The organism is Cryobacterium sp. 10I5 (genome assembly GCF_035019865.1).
Lineage (GTDB): Bacteria > Actinomycetota > Actinomycetes > Actinomycetales > Microbacteriaceae > Cryobacterium > Cryobacterium breve_A.
Map to the genome: position 1 here is coordinate 1 of NZ_JASJVI010000009.1, position 14,212 is coordinate 14,212.

At 68.3% G+C, this 14,212-nt stretch carries 17 protein-coding genes and 1 tRNA gene; 16 read left to right on the forward strand and 2 right to left on the reverse strand.

From position 1 onward, the window contains the following. Positions 1–96: 96 nt before the first annotated feature. Positions 97–369, reverse strand: coding sequence for a DUF4031 domain-containing protein (locus QN350_RS04720; RefSeq protein WP_281535162.1), 273 nt, complete (start codon positions 367–369; stop codon positions 97–99). Between the two features lie 243 nt (positions 370–612). Here QN350_RS04720 and rplU point away from each other — a divergent pair, with 243 nt between their 5' ends. The 10 genes from rplU (at position 613) to QN350_RS04770 (ending at position 7,477) form a co-directional block, all read left to right on the forward strand. Next, positions 613–921: a 50S ribosomal protein L21 gene (gene rplU, locus QN350_RS04725; RefSeq protein WP_281535161.1), complete on the forward strand. Its 309-nt coding sequence runs from the start codon at positions 613–615 to the stop codon at positions 919–921. A gap of 18 nt (positions 922–939) precedes the next feature. After that, positions 940–1,197, forward strand: coding sequence for a 50S ribosomal protein L27 (rpmA, locus tag QN350_RS04730; RefSeq protein WP_066595878.1), 258 nt, complete (start codon positions 940–942; stop codon positions 1,195–1,197). A 78-nt stretch (positions 1,198–1,275) separates the two neighbouring features. Continuing rightward, positions 1,276–2,841 carry a GTPase ObgE gene (gene obgE / locus QN350_RS04735; protein ID WP_322140061.1) on the forward strand — a complete coding sequence of 522 codons (1,566 nt, stop codon included), beginning with the start codon at positions 1,276–1,278 and terminating at the stop codon, positions 2,839–2,841. Then, complete coding sequence (proB, locus tag QN350_RS04740; protein ID WP_281535160.1) at positions 2,838–3,623, forward strand: glutamate 5-kinase; 786 nt, start codon at positions 2,838–2,840, stop codon at positions 3,621–3,623. The genes obgE and proB overlap by 4 nt, the downstream gene beginning before the upstream one ends. Before the next feature lie 52 nt (positions 3,624–3,675). Then, complete coding sequence (locus QN350_RS04745; RefSeq protein WP_322140060.1) at positions 3,676–4,944, forward strand: glutamate-5-semialdehyde dehydrogenase; 1,269 nt, start codon at positions 3,676–3,678, stop codon at positions 4,942–4,944. Between the two features lie 70 nt (positions 4,945–5,014). Continuing rightward, positions 5,015–5,161, forward strand: a complete 147-nt coding sequence (locus QN350_RS04750; protein ID WP_281535159.1) for a hypothetical protein — start codon at positions 5,015–5,017, stop codon at positions 5,159–5,161. 13 nt (positions 5,162–5,174) lie between these two features. Next, on the forward strand, positions 5,175–5,768 hold the full coding sequence (nadD, locus tag QN350_RS04755) for a nicotinate-nucleotide adenylyltransferase (RefSeq protein ID WP_281535158.1): 594 nt from the start codon (positions 5,175–5,177) through the stop codon (positions 5,766–5,768). A 116-nt stretch (positions 5,769–5,884) separates the two neighbouring features. After that, on the forward strand, positions 5,885–6,910 hold the full coding sequence (locus QN350_RS04760) for a hypothetical protein (RefSeq protein WP_323515919.1): 1,026 nt from the start codon (positions 5,885–5,887) through the stop codon (positions 6,908–6,910). 40 nt (positions 6,911–6,950) lie between these two features. Then, positions 6,951–7,328: a ribosome silencing factor gene (rsfS, locus tag QN350_RS04765; protein ID WP_134447942.1), complete on the forward strand. Its 378-nt coding sequence runs from the start codon at positions 6,951–6,953 to the stop codon at positions 7,326–7,328. Positions 7,329–7,401: 73 nt separating this feature from the next. Then, positions 7,402–7,477: transfer RNA gene (locus QN350_RS04770), tRNA-Ala, on the forward strand. Between the two features lie 100 nt (positions 7,478–7,577). Here the strand turns inward: QN350_RS04770 and QN350_RS04775 are convergent. Continuing rightward, a complete protein-coding gene (locus tag QN350_RS04775; protein ID WP_322140057.1) occupies positions 7,578–7,808 on the reverse strand; it encodes a DUF1653 domain-containing protein in 231 nt (76 codons plus the stop codon). A gap of 168 nt (positions 7,809–7,976) precedes the next feature. Here QN350_RS04775 and QN350_RS04780 point away from each other — a divergent pair, with 168 nt between their 5' ends. From QN350_RS04780 to QN350_RS04805, 6 genes are all read left to right on the forward strand, one after another. Then, positions 7,977–8,267, forward strand: coding sequence for a FeoA family protein (locus tag QN350_RS04780; protein WP_323507892.1), 291 nt, complete (start codon positions 7,977–7,979; stop codon positions 8,265–8,267). After that, positions 8,264–10,234 carry a ferrous iron transporter B gene (feoB, locus tag QN350_RS04785; RefSeq protein WP_323515920.1) on the forward strand — a complete coding sequence of 657 codons (1,971 nt, stop codon included), beginning with the start codon at positions 8,264–8,266 and terminating at the stop codon, positions 10,232–10,234. The genes QN350_RS04780 and feoB overlap by 4 nt, the downstream gene beginning before the upstream one ends. Position 10,235: 1 nt before the next feature. After that, entirely contained in the window at positions 10,236–10,763 is a 528-nt protein-coding gene (locus QN350_RS04790; RefSeq protein ID WP_322140054.1) for a NifU family protein, read from the forward strand. Between the two features lie 176 nt (positions 10,764–10,939). Beyond that, on the forward strand, positions 10,940–12,346 hold the full coding sequence (locus QN350_RS04795) for a phosphoribosyltransferase family protein (RefSeq protein ID WP_322140053.1): 1,407 nt from the start codon (positions 10,940–10,942) through the stop codon (positions 12,344–12,346). Positions 12,347–12,406: 60 nt separating this feature from the next. After that, positions 12,407–12,826, forward strand: coding sequence for a YchJ family protein (locus QN350_RS04800; RefSeq protein WP_322140052.1), 420 nt, complete (start codon positions 12,407–12,409; stop codon positions 12,824–12,826). 273 nt (positions 12,827–13,099) lie between these two features. Beyond that, positions 13,100–14,134: an LLM class flavin-dependent oxidoreductase gene (locus QN350_RS04805; protein ID WP_322140051.1), complete on the forward strand. Its 1,035-nt coding sequence runs from the start codon at positions 13,100–13,102 to the stop codon at positions 14,132–14,134. The last annotated feature ends 78 nt before the right edge of the window (positions 14,135–14,212 follow it).

Genomic DNA, 14,212 nt, shown 5'->3' on the forward strand with positions numbered 1-14,212 from the left:
CGGGCGGGCGACTGCGGCCGGCCGCCGTTTTCCGGTCCGCGACACGCCGGGACACGCCGGACCGCTGATGCTCACACGCAGCCGGACCGCTGCTGCTCAGCGGCCCGAACGTTCCCGTCCGGACACGCGGAGCCCGCTCGCGCGCAAGCGCAGCACGAGCTCCCTGTTGCCCACGGGAAGTGCCCCAGCCGCCACGAGGGCCTCGTAGCGGTGCGCGGGCACGTCGTAGTGGTCCAGGTCGAAACCGCGCCGTGGAATGCCGTTCGCGGCGGCGAAATCGTGCAATTCTTCGAGCGACACGTCGCTGACGAGGTGCGACCAGACCGTATCGTGCGCGGGCCATGTAGGCTGATCTATCAACACGGTCATCCCATGATTGTATGTTCCGGCGGCCTTGTGCCGGGGGAGCAGACGATCACCCGGTTGGTCCCAGCCCCAGTTTGACCGGGGGCCGGTCGATCAGCTAGAGTCGACTGTTGGTGTGCGTTGGGCCTGAGTCCGCGCTGACACCTAAGGTTTTCTGACAGAGACGGGCCGACTTGGCCCGTTGACGCAGTAACTTTCCATCATAGGAATCGGGGCCTCGCGGCTCCCCAGAGATAGGTACGTAACGTGGTTTACGCAGTTGTGCGCGCCGGTGGGCGGCAGGAGAAGGTAGAGGTCGGGACCATCGTAACGATGGACCGAATCAAGGCTGACAAGGACGGCAACGTCGAGCTGGCCGCAGTGCTCCTCGTCGATGGCGACAAGATCACCTCTGACTCGCAGTCTTTGGCCAAAGTCACCGTGACCGCCGAGGTCCTCAACGACCTCCGCGGCCCGAAGATCGTCATCCAGAAGTTCAAGAACAAGACCGGTTACAAGAAGCGTCAGGGGCACCGTCAGGAGCTCACTCGCGTTCAGGTCACCGGCATCGCCTAGGCCCGAGGAGCAGAACAAATGGCACACAAAAAAGGTGCGAGTTCCACTCGCAACGGTCGCGACTCCAACGCCCAGCGCCTCGGCGTGAAGCGCTTCGGTGGTCAGGTTGTCGGAGCGGGCGAGATCATCGTCCGCCAGCGCGGCACCCACTTCCACCCCGGCGTGAACGTCGGCCGCGGTGGCGACGACACGCTGTTCGCCCTCGAGGCCGGCTCGGTCGAGTTCGGCGCGAAGGGTGGCCGCAAGGTCGTCAACATCGTGGTGGCTGCCGCCTAGGCATCCACAATCTGTAAGCGTGAGGGCGGGCTTCGGCTCGCCCTCTGCTTGTTTTACGCCACCTGAAAGGGGCACCCCATGGCCACATTCGTTGACCAGGTCACGCTGCACCTGCGCGCGGGCAACGGCGGCAACGGCTGTGTGTCCGTCAAGCGGGAGAAGTTCAAGCCTCTCGCAGGCCCCGATGGCGGAAACGGCGGAAACGGCGGCGACATCGTCCTCGTCGCCGATCCCCAGGTGACCACGCTCCTCGGCTTCCACCGGTCCCCGCACCGCAGCTCCGTCAACGGCGGCCCCGGCATGGGCGACCACCGTGCCGGCTTCAGCAGCGAAATCATGGAACTCTCCGTGCCTCTCGGCACCGTCGTCAAGGACGTCGACGGCAACGAGCTCGCCGACATGACCGAACCGGGCTTCCGGATCGTCGTCGCCCCCGGCGGCCAGGGCGGTCTCGGCAACGCCGCACTCGCCTCCTCGAAGCGCAAGGCCCCCGGCTTCGCGCTCCTCGGCACCTACGGCTGGGAAGGCGACGTCCAGCTCGAACTCAAGACCGTTGCCGATGTCGCCTTCGTCGGCTATCCCTCCGCAGGCAAGTCCAGCCTGATCGCGGCCATGTCCGCCGCCCGGCCCAAGATCGCCGACTACCCCTTCACGACCCTGTTCCCGAACCTCGGCGTCGTCGACGCCGGCGAGGTGCGCTACACCGTCGCCGACGTTCCCGGCCTCATCGAGGGCGCGAGCGAGGGCAAGGGCCTCGGCCTCGAATTCCTGCGCCACGTCGAACGCTGCACCGCTCTGCTGCACATCCTCGACTGCGCGACCCTCGACCCCGACCGCGACCCGATCAGCGACCTCGACGTGATCCTCGGAGAACTCGGCGCCTACCCGGTTCCGGAAGGCCAGAAACCTCTCCTCGACCGTCCCCAGCTCGTCGCGCTCAACAAGATCGACGTTCCGGAAGCCCGCGAACTCGCAGACTTCGTCAAGGCGGACCTCGAAGGCCGCGGCTACCGCGTGTTCGAGATCTCGACCGTCAGCCACGAGGGCCTCCGCCAGCTGAACTATGCCCTCGCCGAACTCGTCGAAGCCGGCCGCGTCGAGTCCGCCGCAGCCCTTGCCGCCAAGCCGCGCATCATCATCCGCCCGAAGGCCGTCGACGACAGCGGTTTCATCGTCAAGGTCGAGGGCGGCTCATTCGGCAACATCTACCGCATCATCGGCACCAAGCCCGAGCGCTGGGTGCAGCAGACCGACTTCACCAACGACGAGGCCGTCGGCTTCCTCGCGGACCGCCTGGCCAAGCTGGGCATCGAGAACGAACTGTTCAAGGCCGGAGCCGTCGCCGGCTCGACCGTCATCATCGGCGCCGGAAACGGTGTCGTCTTCGACTGGGAGCCCACGCTCACCTCGACGGCGGAACTCATCACAGCCCCCCGGGGCACGGACACCCGCCTCGACGACTCGAAGCGCCGCACCAGCAGCGAACGCCGCGAAGAATACTTCGGCCGGATGGACGCCAAGGCGGCCGCCCGCGCCGAGCTCATCCGCGAACGCGACGCCGGAATGTGGACGTCCGGCGAGGTCGAGTACAACGGCGAGAGCGCACCGGCCGGCTCCGAAGGCAGCGAGAAAGACTCCGAGTGAGCGTGCTCGAGCGGGATGACATCAAGACGGCCGCACGCATCGTCGTGAAGGTCGGGTCCTCCTCGATCAGCGGTGCGAACGTGTCGCAGATCACCCCGCTCGTCGATGCCCTCGCCGAGGCGCACGCCCGCGGCGCGGAGATCGTGCTGGTCTCCTCCGGTGCGATCGCAACCGGGATGCCGTACCTCAACCTCGAGGAACGGCCCACCGACCTCGCGACCCAGCAGGCCGCCGCCTCTGTCGGGCAGAACCTGCTCATCTTCCGCTACCAGGACAGCCTCCGTCGCTACTCGATCATCGCCGGACAGGTGCTGCTCACCGCAGGCGACCTTGAGAATCCGTCACACCGGTCCAACGCGCGCCGCGCGATGAACCGGCTGCTCGGGCTGCGGATCCTCCCGATCGTGAACGAGAACGACACCGTCGCGACCCACGAGATCCGCTTCGGCGACAACGACCGGCTCGCCGCACTCGTCGCGACCCTGATCGGAGCCGACCTCCTCGTCCTGCTGAGCGACGTGGACGCGCTGTACACCCGCCCGCCGCACCTGCCGGGGGCGGAACGCATCCCGCACATCGCGGCGGGGGACAGGCTCCCCGGCGTGGAATTCGGCGCGAGCGCCTCCGGCGTCGGCACCGGTGGAGCGGGGACCAAGGTGTCAGCGGCCCGTATCGCCGCGGAGGCCGGAACGGCCGTGCTGGTCACCTCGACCGGGCTCGTCGCCCAGGCCCTGCGCGGCGACCACGTCGGCACCTGGTTCGAACCGACGCCCCAGCCGTAATCCGTCCGGTCCCTGCCCTGCGGGGACCCGCACGGTGCCGTAAACTACCGGCATGTTGCAGTCACCCGTCGACTCCCTCCGGCTCACCCTGACCCTCGATTCGGCACGGCGCGCGTCGATCGTCCTCGCGTCCACTCCGACGCTGCAGAAGAACAGGGCGCTCACCGCGATCGCGGACTCCCTGCGCCGCAATACGGCCGACATTCTGGCGGCGAACCGCGACGATCTCTCGGCCGGCGCCGCCAACGGGCTCAGCGCGGGCCTCCTCGACCGGCTCACCCTCGACGAGGACCGCGTGGCCGCCCTCGCGGACGCCGTGCTCCAGATCGCTCTCCTGACCGACCCCGTCGGCGAGGTCGTCCGCGGCAGCAGCCTGCCCAACGGCGTGAAGATCAGCCAGATTCGGGTGCCTTTCGGCGTCGTCGGTGTCATCTATGAGGCGAGGCCCAACGTGACCGTCGACATCGCCGCCCTGGCGCTCAAGAGCGGCAACGCCGTCGTCCTCCGCGGGGGATCCGCTGCCGAGAACACGAACCGGGTCCTCGTCGCCCTCCTCCAGACGGCCATCGAATCCGTCGGCCTGCCGGGGGAACTGGTGCAGACCATCGATCCCTTCGGGCGAGAGGGAGCCACCGAACTCATGCAGGCCCGCGGCCAGGTGGACGTGCTCATCCCGCGCGGAAGCGCCGGCCTGATCGCTGCCGTCGTCACCCAGTCCACGGTCCCCGTCATCGAGACCGGCGCCGGTGTCGTGCACATCTTCCTTGACGAGAGCGCCGACCGGGACTGGGCCGTCGAGATCGTGCACAACTCCAAGGTGCAACGCCCGAGCGTCTGCAACGCCGTCGAGACCGTGCTCGTGCACGAGGGCGCCGCCGATCGCCTCCTGCCTGCCGTCCTCGGCCGCCTCGCCGCCTCAGGAGTCACCATCCACGGAGACGCGCGCGTGCAGGCGCTCTTCCCCGACGCCGTCCCCGCGACCGAATTCGACTGGGAAACGGAATACATGAGCCTCGACCTCGCCGTCGCCGTCGTTGGAGGGCTCGACGACGCGCTCGCGCACATCCGCCGGTATTCGACCGGACACACCGAGTCGATCATCACCAACGACATCGTCAACTCCGAACGATTCCTGAACGAGGTGGATTCGGCGGCCGTGATGGTGAACGCGTCGACCCGGTTCACCGACGGCGGCGAATTCGGCTTCGGCGCCGAGGTGGGCATCTCCACCCAGAAGCTGCACGCGCGGGGCCCGATGGGTCTCCAGGAACTCACGAGCACGAAGTGGATCGTGCGCGGCAGCGGGCAGGTGCGGGCCTAGTCCGAACGGCCCCACTAGAATGGTGCGGTACTGCACGTCACGCGTGCCGTCCCGCAGAAATGGAGTGTATATGCCGACGTTCGTCTATGGCCTGATTGCCCTGGCCACCTTCGGCGCCCTGGGCGGGGTCGTCTGGTCCTACCGCGATGTCGCCAACCGCCACGCCGAAAAGGCGCGCGCGTACGCCGCAGCCCACGGCCGCGTCGACCAGCACTAGGGACACCGTCTCCGTGACTGCGCGCCGCCCCCGCATCGGCGTCATGGGCGGCACCTTCGATCCCATCCACCACGGCCACCTCGTCGCCGCGAGTGAGGTGGCTCAGAGCTTCCACCTCGACGAGGTCGTCTTCGTGCCGACCGGGCAGCCATGGCAGAAGAACGACGTGACGGAAACCGAACACCGGTACCTGATGACCGTGATCGCGACGGCGTCGAACCCCCGCTTCACGGTGAGCCGGGTCGACATCGACAGGGTGGGTCCGACTTACACGATCGACACCCTGCGCGACCTGCACGCGCAGCGTCCGGATGCCGAACTGTTCTTCATCACCGGCGCCGACGCCATCCGCCAGATTCTGAGCTGGAAAGACGTCCAGGAACTCTGGGATCTCGCCCATTTCGTCGCTGTGAGTCGACCGGGACATGAGCTCACCATTTCGGGATTGCCGAACCAGGACGTAAGCTTGCTGGAAGTTCCGGCATTGTCGATATCGTCCACCGACTGCCGTGCACGCGTGAACCGGGGTTTCCCGGTCTGGTATCTGGTTCCCGACGGGGTCGTCCAGTACATCTCAAAGCATCATCTGTATCGGAGTGTGGCATGACGTTGGGTACCAACCCACCGCCACTGACGCGTCGTCAAGCGCGCGAGTTGGCAAACGGGCACCAGCCCGACGCGCCCTCCGCTGCGCAGAAACACTCCCCGAACCACCCGCAGCCCGTGCAATCGGGCGCCCCGGCGGCCCCGTCGGCGGATGCCTCCACCGTCGAGCCGGAGTCCCTTCTGGTCCTGCCGTCAACCGGTGGACCCGCGGCCGAATCCGGACCCGTCATTGTCGCTGAGCTCCTCCCGGAAGCGGAAGTCGAAGCGGAAGCGGAAGCCGAAGCCGAGACCGCAACCGCATCCCCGGCCGCGCCGGAATCCGGCGCTACGACAGATGCCGTCGAGACTCCCGGAGAAACCCGCACCGAGACTCCCGGCGACGTTCCGGTCCGCGAGCACACCCTGACCCGTCGCGAACTCCGCGCCCTGCAGGCCGCCGGTGCGCCTCCGGCAGAGGATTCCCTGCTTGCGGCCGTCGCGACGCTCACCGCTTCCCGCCCCGTCGTTGCACCGGCCGTCCGCACCGAGGTTCCTGACGGCATCCGCCAGCCGGAACGCCCCGCCGAGCCGAAGCCCATCGCCTTCATGGTCGACGCCGTGCCGAGCCCGCTCGGCGAGACCCGTCCCGGCGTCCTGCACCCTCCCGTCGGTCATTGGTCGCTCGACCGCGGTGAAGAGAACGACCTGCTGCCCGGGTTCGAGGCGCTTGCCCCGTTCGATCAATTGATGAACCAGGGCGTGAGCGCCGGCGGCATCCCGACCACGACGAACGCGCTGATCCTCCCGTCGATCCCGCACCAGGGCACCACCTCAGGGCCGCTCACGAGCACCGGCGAAATCATGATCACGGGCTCGATCGACCTGCCGCGCAGCCTCGGCGAAACCGGGGTGCACCCCGACGTGTACGACTCGTCCGAGATGGACCGCATGCTCGACCAGCTCGACGAGGGCGGTCACCGCAGCGGGATCGCCCCGGTCAGCGCGAGCCGCGCCGTGAGCACCCACGCCTCGACCCGTGGCGTCATGGCCCCGCCGAAACAGCGCGGACTCTCCCTGCCCACCGTTCTCACCGTGACCGTCGGCGTACTCGCCGTCGGCGTGCTGGCCCTGTTCGCGGTCGGCTACTTCCTCCACCTCTTCTAATGCCATTTCACTCGCTTTCACTAACACAGGGATTCATTCGATGACCGCTTCTGCCCACGCTCTCGAGCTCCTCAAGCTGGCCGCCGCCGCCGCAGACTCGAAAGCGGGGGAGGACCTCGTCGCGATCGACGTTTCCAGCCCTCTCCCACTGACCGACATCTTCCTCATCGTCACCGGCCGCTCCGAACGCAACGTCGTCGCCATCGCAGGCGAGATCGAGGACCAGCTCACCGCAGCAGGCCACAAGCCGCTGCGCCGCGAAGGCCGTGCCGAGGGCCGCTGGGTTCTCGTCGACTTCGGCGACCTCGTCGTGCACGTCTTCCACGAAGAGGAGCGCGTGTACTATTCCCTCGAGCGGCTCTGGAAAGACTGCCCCGTCATCCCGATCGAACTGCCCGTCCACAAGGTCCAGGACTGACAGTGGTCACAACAGGCTTCCGCGTGTAGTAGCCTAGAGAAGTTGTTTCGGGGGAAAACCTGAAACACAATCTGGGTCCGTGGCGCAGCTGGTAGCGCACCTGCATGGCATGCAGGGGGTCAGGGGTTCGAATCCCCTCGGATCCACCAAAACAGGAAAAGCCCCGACTTCGGTCGGGGCTTTTCCTGTCTCAGTTCCGTTATTCGCGCGACGTGAGTCGCTGACTTTCGGCCGCCGGTGCCCCGCACATCACTCCGGTCTGTCGACGGCGTCGATCGGGGCGAACCGGGGCACCGTCTGGCCGTCGACGGTGACGGATTCCAGGAACATCGCCAGGGGGCGCACCCACAGTCCGTGATCACCGTAGAGGGTCGTGTAGACGACAAGCTCCTCCTCGGTCTCCGAGTGGCGGGCGACGCCGATCACGTCGTACAGATTGCCCTTGTAGTGCCGGTAGTGCCCGGGTGTGATCCCTGTCATTTTCGCTCCTGCTTTCTGCACCCAGTATCCGGCATTCCGGGAGCAGGCGACCTCACCCGGCCGCACGATAGCCATAGGTTAGGCTTTCCTAACTTCGGCTAGGCTGAGGGTAAGCGCTCCGCACCCTGCGGGGAGGCCGGACGACGCTGAGGAGTACCTGCGGTGAGAGTGACCAGCCGGGTTGATGGATCGCGTGCAGCTGCGACACTCCCGTTGCCGGATCCCTGCGGGCTGGAGGCACTCCCGATCGGAGTGCCTGCCCGCATCGTCGACGTGGGGGACAGGGGGACAGCCCCGTATTCCGGCCGCCTCGGCGACCTCGGCTTCGTCACCGGCGCCAGGATCGAACTCCTCCGTCGGGCGCCGCTCGGCGACCCGGCCGTGTACCGGGTGCGTGGCTATGACATCTGCCTCCGCCTGGCCCAGGCTCGCGGTATCCGTGTGACCACGACACTGTGACGGACACATCGAGCGGGGCGGACTGCCACGGCGGTCCGACCGGGGGCACCGTCGTCACCGACGCTCCCCGCACGGCACTCGTCGGCAGCCCGAACGCAGGAAAGACGAGCATCTTCAACGCACTGACGGGTCTCCGGGCGAAGACCGGCAACTATCCCGGCGTGACCGTGGGCCGGTCCGTCGGCGTCTTCCGCGCTGCCGGCCAGGACTTCGTCGTCGAGGACCTCCCGGGTACCTATGGCCTCGAACCGGTGAGCCCGGACGAGCAGATCGTCACCGACCTGCTCCAGGGCAGGCTCACCGGCGTCGAATCGCCCGACGCCCTGGTCGTCGTGATCGACGCGACGACCCTCTGGCGATCGCTGCGGCTCGTGTCGCAGGTGCTGCGCCTGCGCCGGCCGGTGTGCATCGCCGTGACCCTCACCGACGAACTCATCACCCGCGGCGGTCGCCTCGACATTCCCGGTCTCGAACGCGCTCTCGGTGTGCCGGTCGTCCGGGTCATCGGCAACCGGCGCGTGGGCATCCCCGAACTCCGCACGAAGATCGCGGGCTGGCGGAGCTGGTCCCGGCCCGTGCTCGATCCACCGACGGACCCTGCCGAGCTCGAAGCCTGGACCGAATCCATCCTCCTGGCGAGCGAGTACCGCCCGGCGCAGCCGGACAAGACCACCCAGCGGATCGACGCGGTGCTGCTGCACCCCGTGTGGGGCACCGCGATCTTCGTCGCGGTCATGGTCGCCTTCTTCCAGATCATCTTCTCCTTCGCGGCGCCCCTGCAGGGACTCGTGGAGACCTTCTTCGGCTGGCTCGCCGACCTGGTCGACGTCTTCGTGCCGGTGCCCTGGCTCGCGGGCCTGCTCGGCGACGCGATCATCGGCGGGGTCGGCGCCGTCGTCGTCTTCATCCCGCAGATCATGCTGATGTTCCTGCTGATCTCCCTGCTCGAGGGCGTCGGCTACATGTGCAGGGCCGCGTTCCTGATGGACCGGATCATGTCGAGGGCCGGGCTCGAGGGCCGGGCGTTCGTGGCGCTGATGAGTTCCTTCGCGTGCGCGGTCCCCGGCATTACGGCGACCCGCACGCTGCCCTCCGCCAAGGACCGCATCGCGACGATGATGGGCGCGCCCCTGATGACGTGCTCGGCACGGCTGCCGGTCTACATCCTCCTGATCGGGATGCTCGTGAGCCCGGAGTCCCGCATCGGCCCGCTGCAGACCCAGGGCGTCATCATGTTCTGCCTGTACTTCCTCGGGGCCGTTTCGGCCATGCTCGCTGCCTGGATCGTGAAGACCGTGCAGGACAGGAACGGCCTCCTGATGCCGTTCTACATGGAGATGCCGCCGTACCGGGTCCCGACGCTGCGGTCCATCTGCCTCACCATGTGGGACTCTTCCCGGGCGTTCCTCCGCAAGTGCGGAACGATCGTGATGCTGACGACGATCGTGCTCTGGCTCCTCCTGAACTTCCCGCTGCACTCGACCGCTGAGCTGACGGCATCCGGTGTCGATGTCACGGACGAGGGCGCGGTGACGTCCTTCGTGATGGACCACAGCGCCGCGGCGTCGATCGGCCGGGCCGTCGAGCCGGTCTTCGCGCCGCTCGGCTTCGACTGGCGCGTCAACATCGGCGTTGTCGCCTCTCTCTCGGCGCGGGAGACGTTCGTGGCCACGCTCGGCCAGATCGCGGCAGCGGACGACCCGGACAACCCCTCCGGGGATCTCGCCGCCATGACGTACACGGACGGCGCTCATGCGGGGCAACGGGTCTTCACCGCCCCGACGATCGCCGCGCTGCTGGTGTTCTTCGTCTATGCGCTGCAGTGTATGTCCACGGTGAGCGTGATGAAGCGGGAAACGGGCACCTGGAAGTGGCCGGCCATCGCCTTCGGATACATGTTCGTGCTGGCCTGGGGCTCGGCGTGGGTCGTCCACGGCGTCGTCGCACTCGCGACCGGGACGGCCTGACATGATCCCGCTGCACCCGGAAGCCGTTGACTCCCGCCCCGAGGCGCTCCGCTGGGTGATGCCGGCCGGTACGCTCGCGTTCACCGGGAAGGTCCGGTCGGCACCGGGTGAGCTCGGTCGCCTGGTCGAGACCGGGGTGCTCACCGCACTCACTGTCGAGGTCGCGGCCGTCACGACGTGCCTCTCCGCGACCGGCAGCTGGGCGTCCCAGGGAGCTTTCGTGAGAAGCGCCCTTCACGCCGCCCTCGCGAATCCCGCGGGGTGGGTTCCCGTCCGTCCAACAACGCCCGGCACGCGTGACGCCGACCTCGCCGCCGCCGCCCTGACCGTGCTCACCGGGCGGGTCGGCGACTTCATTCGCTCCCACGGCGGCGTCGTCGAGTTCGTCTCGGCGCATGACGATGTCGTCACGGTGCGTCTCACCGGTTCCTGCAGTGGATGCCCCGCCGTCGGGTTCACCCTGCACGCTCGCGTCGAGCGCGCCCTGCGTGACCTGCACCCGGGTTTGCGCGCACTCGTCGCGGTCTGAACAGGCATTCTCCGCCGTCGCACCCGTGTTCCTCCGGGGCTGCCCGTTCGCCCGGTCCATTCCCGCTGCGGTATGAGTCGGCGTCCGGCCGGGCCCGGCCCGGATCGGCCCTGTTGCGATCCGCCGCACCGGACCATGATGGTGAACGATTCTGCAGTCCAGAGGAGGTGGGGGCGATGGTCCTGTTCAGTGATCGGGTGGATGCCGGCCGGCAGCTGGCCGAGCGGCTCGAGTATCTTCGGGGTACCGACACGATCGTTCTCGGACTGCCGAGGGGCGGGGTGCCCGTCGCCGCAGAGGTCGCGCGGGTGCTGGGCGCGCCGCTCGACGTGATCGTGGTCCGCAAGCTCGGGGTCCCGTTCCAGCCGGAGCTCGCGATGGGGGCGATCGGCGAGGGCGGCGTCCGGGAACTCAACCCGGACATCCTCACGATGGCCAGCATCAGCGAAGACGAACTCGCGACCGTCGAACGCCGCGAACGGGGCATTCTCGACGCCCGCGTTGCCGAGCTGCGCAAGGGCAGGGAACGGATCGACGTGCGCGGTCGCACCGTTGTCATCGTCGACGACGGCATCGCGACCGGAGCGACGGCCAGGGCGGCCGGAGACGTCGCCCGGCTGCACGGCGCCGAGCGGGTGATCCTCGCCGTCCCCGTGGCCTCGGCGGAATCGCTGTTCGACCTCAGCGGCTTCGACGAACTCGTCTGCGTCCATGTCCCGCGGCGGCTCGTGGCCGTCGGCAACCACTACATCGACTTCGCGGCCACGACCGACGACGAAGTTACCGCCCTGCTGGATGCCGCCGCACGGCGGATCCGTACCGGTCGCCACGCCGGTGGGTCGGGCCTGGACCGGGACGTCGAGATCCCGGTCGGCAGCGTCGTCCTCGAGGGACACCTGTACCTCCCGGAGAATGCCCCCGCGGTCGTGGTGTTCGCCCACGGAAGCGGCAGCAGCCGGCACAGCCCCCGCAACCAGTTCGTCGCCGACGTGCTGCATCGCGCCGGCCTCGGCACCCTCCTCCTCGACCTGCTCACGCCCGGGGAGGAATCGGACCGGGCCAACGTCTTCGACGTCGGGCTCCTCGCCGGGAGACTGGCGGCGGCCACCGAGTGGCTCCTCGACCGGCCGGACACCCGGTCATGCCGGATCGGCTATTTCGGGGCGAGCACCGGTGCGGGTGCGGCGCTCTGGGCCGCGGCCGACGCCGACGACCGCCTCGCGGCCATCGTGAGTCGCGGCGGCCGCCCCGACCTCGCCGGAGACCGGCTCCCGGAGGTCACGGCCCCGACGCTCCTGATCGTCGGCGGAGCCGACCCGGGAGTGCTCGACCTCAATCGCCGGGCCAGGACCCGGATGCGGTGCCGCAACCGGCTCGCCGTCATCGAGGGGGCGACCCATCTCTTCGAGGAACCGGGGGCCCTGGCCACAGCGGCGAACCTCGCGAGCGACTGGTTCGTGTCCTACCTGCTGGCCGCGCCGGATTCCAGTGAGACCGGAGAGTCCGCTGGGCTGGTCGGCGTCGCCGGGGGAGACGACGCCACCGAACTGCGCGCCCAACCGGAGTCGGACGTCCAGCACTGACCGGCGGCCCTGATCGAGCTGCCGGGATTCTCGTCATCGGGGAGCGGCGATAATGGTGCTGTGCCGAATCCCCGTGACCTCAGCGCCGATCCGGCCGCGCAACGCCCTGAACGCTGCCCCTGCCTGAGCGGCGAACGCTATTCCGCGTGCTGCGGTCCGCTGCACGCCGGCGTCACCCCGGCGCCGACGGCGGAACGCCTGATGCGATCGCGGTATTCCGCCTTCGCGATCGGCGACGTTGACTACCTGCTCGACACCTGGCATCCGAGTACCCGGCCCGCGCACTTCGAACTGGACGAGACCCTGCGCTGGATTCGCCTCGACATTGAGCGAACGGACAAGGGCGGACCATTCGATTCGGCCGGAGTGGTCGAATTCACCGCACACTGCCGCCAGGGCGGGGTGCGGAGCACCCAGCACGAGGCGAGCCGCTTCACCCGCGTCGCCCGGCGGTGGTACTACCTCGACGCCGAGGGGTGACCAGCCCGTCCCGGTCTCTGCCGGGCGGGGGCGATTCGTCAGGAGTTGCGCGGCGGAAGCTCCTGGAGCGATCAGTCGCGACGTGGCGGTGAACGACGGATGCTGACACGATAATCCGATCCGGGCGGAATACCAGCGTGGTGCGCCGGGTTCCGGTAGTGAATGCATTTGCATAGACACGTGCAGGATAGATACGTACCCGGTTGGCGCGTGCAGGAATGCGCGGCAGGACCAGACCCGGCACCCCCAGGACCGGCAACAGAGGAGCATGGCATGGCACAGGAGATTCAACTCGGACTCGACACCTTCGGAGACGTGACCTGGGACGCCGACGGCGCACCCCTGCACCATGCAGAGGTGCTCCGGAACGTCGTGGCGGAAGGCGTCCTCGCCGAGCAGGTCGGCCTCGACTTCTTCGGCGTGGGAGAGCATCACCGCACGGACTTCGCGGTGTCGGCACCCGAGGTCGTGCTTGCGGCGATCGCGGGCCAGACCAGTCGCATCCGCCTCGGTTCGGCCGTGACCGTGCTCAGCTCCGACGACCCGGTCCGGGTGTACCAGCGGTTCGCGACCCTCGACGGTGTGTCGAACGGCCGCGCCGAGGTCATTCTCGGCCGCGGCTCCTTCACCGAATCCTTCCCGCTCTTCGGCCTCGACCTCGGCGACTACGAACGGCTCTTCGAGGAGAAACTCCACCTTTTCGCCGAGCTCCTCAAGGAAGAACCGGTGACCTGGGCGGGGGAGACCCGCGCGCCGCTCAGCGACCAGACTGTGTACCCGCCGACCGAGTCCGGGTCCATCCGCACCTGGATCGGCGTCGGCGGCAGCCCGCAGTCCGTTGTCCGGGCCGCCCACTACGGCCTCCCGCTCATGCTCGCGATCATCGGCGGCTCGCCGCTCGCCTTCGCGCCCCTCGTCGAGCTCTACCATCGCGCGCTCGGTGAATTCAAGCGCCCGACCCAGCCCATCGGCGAGCACTCCCCGGGGTACATCGCCGCAACGGATGCCCAGGCGCGCGAAGAGATGTGGCCGCACTATGCCGCGATGCAGGAACGTATCGGGCGCGAACGGGGCTGGGGTCCCGTGAGCCGCGAGCAGTTCGAACACGACGCCGGACCGGACGGCGCCCTGTTCGTCGGCTCACCGGAAACCGTCGCGGCGAAGATCGTCGTCACCGCACAGGGACTCGGCCTCTCCCGTTTCGACCTGAAGTACAGCCTCGGCACCCTCAGCCACGAGAAACTCATGACGAGCATCGAGCTGTACGGCACCCGGGTCGCACCGCTGGTTCGGGACGCGCTGCGCTGATCTTCCAGCCAGGGCGGTTCGTGACGCGGTAGCGTACAAGGGGTGTCGCCCGCCCGATGGGGTGAGCGCATCCACCGG